Origin of the sequence: Pseudovibrio sp. Ad37 (assembly GCF_001623075.1) — a bacterium.
Classification (GTDB): domain Bacteria; phylum Pseudomonadota; class Alphaproteobacteria; order Rhizobiales; family Stappiaceae; genus Pseudovibrio.
The window spans coordinates 1-2,664 of the sequence record NZ_LMCF01000035.1 but is presented as its reverse complement, the minus strand read 5'-3'; the positions used below and the strand labels follow the sequence as shown (position 1 = coordinate 2,664).

Genomic DNA, 2,664 nt, shown 5'->3' with positions numbered 1-2,664 from the left:
GGCTTTCGTCGGCCTCCCCATCGCCTGTCATGCTTTTTTAAAGAAGCTGCAGTTCAAGGGCCTGCTCTGCAAACACTTCTTTGAGGTCGCGAGCTTCTTTACGCAGCTGCTTAACCTCACCGGTGTTGGCCTGACGGGCGGTGTCACCGGCAAGCCGTTTCTTGCCAGCTTCACGAAACTCTTTGGACCAGCTGTAATAGAGCCCTTGAGAGAGCCCTTCCTGCCTACACAACTCGGCAATGCAGTCCTCGCCGCGTAACCCGGCAAGTACAATGCGGATTTTGTCTTCAGTGGAATAGCGCTTGCGGGTCTTGCGCCGGATATCCTTGACCATGCGTTCTGCAGCAACGCTTGCAGTCTTGGTATTCTGCCCCACATCTCACTCCTGTCGTCATGATCATGGGCCAAAACACTCCCTTATTCAATTCAATCGATCTGTCCATAAGGCGGCGACGGGGAACAGCGCATGGGTGATACTCTCGGCCTTGAAGCTTGATGGCAAAATCGTGCATTATGACGAGGCACTGGTTCCTGGCGATGCTGTTTATTGAGACCTGACCGAAATTTAAAAAGGTGCCAAGAAGGTTCTAACTGCAATAATCATCGGTGCCAGTTTCATAGGTGACCAAGAACTAGTCAAACAGTTTAGGGATTCTAACTCAGACCAACAGATAGAAGCGACCATCCTGACAGGACTGCAGCCGGCTTTTGAGCAACTACCCATGAAACTTGATGAATATACCATGTGGGTGGGCGCCGATGTGAACGCTGCCAAAAGACACTGACTTACAGATACACGCTGGATAAAGGCAGCGAATGGTTCGCACTGACTGAGGAAGACAAGAACTCTATAAAACAACCGGTCGTGCAAGTCATGTGCAGTCAGCCCATTGTTCAAAAAGCCAAGTTCATCCTGATCTATCATTATACTGATCTGGAAGATAACTTCACGGGTGACTCCACAATGAACCGCCACGACTGTCAGTAAAGGCGAACCTACTTGGACCAACTGGACCGAGCGTGAATGTGTGGACGCCATGAAGAACAACAAGGGAACATTGAGTAACTTTCACCCATATTAGGTGATTTTTGGACTGTTAAGATGCGGACGAAGTGGAGCTTTGCTACAAGCACGAAGAGCAGGTGTGCGACAGCTGACTCTTTGGGTGATCAGGCCAACTGAGGATATTTGTGCTGTTCCATCACGGGTTAAGACAATTCTTTGGGAAGATACTGCAGGTGTTTTCCTGAGTACTTTTTGGTTGGATCTATGCGCTCATTATAGCTGGATGTGTGACGGGTTTGAGCCAATGGCATGCGTAATCGGGCTCGTCCTTCATGAGAGGACAGCTCCTGTTAAGATCGCAGCATATTGCTGCGAGGATGGGAGAGCACCATGGAATACTATGCTGGTTTGGATGTTTCTTTACGGTCTGTTTCGATCTGTGTGATTGACGGCGAAGGCAAGATTATATTTGAACGCTCGGTTGCCTGCGAAGTTGATGTTATCGCCAGTACCTTAGCTCAGATGTCGTTGCTTATCACCCGCATTGGCTTTGAAGCTGAAACAATGAGCCAGCCTCTGTTTTACGGCTTGAAGGAACAACGCGGCTTTGACGTTGTCTGCATGGAGGCAAGGCAAGTGAATGCGGCTCTGTCTGCTATGCGTAACAAGACCGATAAGAATGATGCACGCGGCATAGCGCAGGTCCTGCGCTCCGGCTGGTATAGCCCAGTGCATATGAAAAGCCGCCGTTCGCATGCAATGCGTACGCTCCTGAGCAGTCGCAAGGCATGCTTGCGTAAATGCATAGACTTGACAAACGAGGTACGCGGGCTCTTGAAGGTTTACGGCCTGCGTCTACCGGAACGGATTAAACACACACACTTTGATGCAACAGTGCGACCGTTTATCGAAGCCAGTCCGGATTTGAGCCTGGCACTGGTTCCGCTTCTGGACGCGCGGCTTGCTTTACTGCAAACCTATCAAGAGCTGGACAAACGCGTTTAACACGCGGCAAGCACCAATGCAGTGTGCTTGCGACTAATGGAAATCGCCGGCGTTGGCCCTATGACTGCGCTGGCATTTGTCGCTGCGGTGGATGATCCGGCGCGGTTCAGGAGTTCGCGAACGGTTGCTGCTCACTTCGGCTTAACGCCGAGGCGTTTTCAATCAGGAGAAATTGATAATCCTGGCCGGATCTCTAAAGCAGGAGACATGGAGGTCCGCTCTGCCCTTTATACGGCTGCCAATGCAATGCTAACCCGCTGTACTGGCGGATCCAGCATCAAGAGCTGGGGGATGCGCCTGATGCGGACCAAAGGGCGCCGCCGTGCTGTTGTCGCGGTAGCCAGAAAGCTCGCGGTTGTCATGCATCGCATGTGGGTCAATGATACATCGCTCTGTCGTGATGGCTTGGAGGTTGCTGCATAATATAGCCTGACCTCAATATCACGGCAGGATCGTCCTCTCTGGACGAGGTTTGTAGATGAAGCCGAAAATGTCTGCTGCGCCATGAAAGTGCGTCCATTAGCGTGGCTCTCTACAACCATTCCGGCACATGCATGCAGCCGCTCACAATGAAGAGCGACCCAGACTGCGAAGAGAAGCGTGACCCGGAGATGGATATGATCCGAATGAAAAGGTAAAAGAGCTTGACCTCA

The 2,664-nt window shown here is 51.4% G+C and carries 3 protein-coding genes and 1 pseudogene; 3 read left to right on the top strand and 1 reads right to left on the bottom strand.

Annotation, left to right across the window (positions count from 1 at the left end):
* Window positions 1-376: pseudogene (locus tag PsAD37_RS09425) on the bottom strand (transposase); the annotation flags it as partial.
* A 369-nt stretch (window positions 377-745) separates the two neighbouring features.
* Between PsAD37_RS09425 and PsAD37_RS09420 the strand changes: the two are divergent.
* The 3 genes from PsAD37_RS09420 (at window position 746) to PsAD37_RS28695 (ending at window position 2,434) form a co-directional block, all read left to right on the top strand.
* Window positions 746-988, top strand: a complete 243-nt coding sequence (locus PsAD37_RS09420; protein ID WP_063295933.1) for a hypothetical protein — start codon at window positions 746-748, stop codon at window positions 986-988.
* A 408-nt stretch (window positions 989-1,396) separates the two neighbouring features.
* On the top strand, window positions 1,397-2,011 hold the full coding sequence (locus tag PsAD37_RS28700; RefSeq protein WP_208991796.1) for a transposase: 615 nt from the start codon (window positions 1,397-1,399) through the stop codon (window positions 2,009-2,011).
* A 36-nt stretch (window positions 2,012-2,047) separates the two neighbouring features.
* On the top strand, window positions 2,048-2,434 hold the full coding sequence (locus PsAD37_RS28695; protein WP_208991795.1) for a transposase: 387 nt from the start codon (window positions 2,048-2,050) through the stop codon (window positions 2,432-2,434).
* The last annotated feature ends 230 nt before the right edge of the window (window positions 2,435-2,664 follow it).

Bases quoted from the DNA above. Each gene is read 5' to 3' on its own strand.
- PsAD37_RS28700 (WP_208991796.1), top strand. From the start codon at position 1,397: ATGGAATACTATGCTGGTTTGGATGTTTCTTTACGGTCTGTTTCGATC.
- PsAD37_RS28695 (WP_208991795.1), top strand. From the start codon at position 2,048: ATGGAAATCGCCGGCGTTGGCCCTATGACTGCGCTGGCATTTGTCGCT.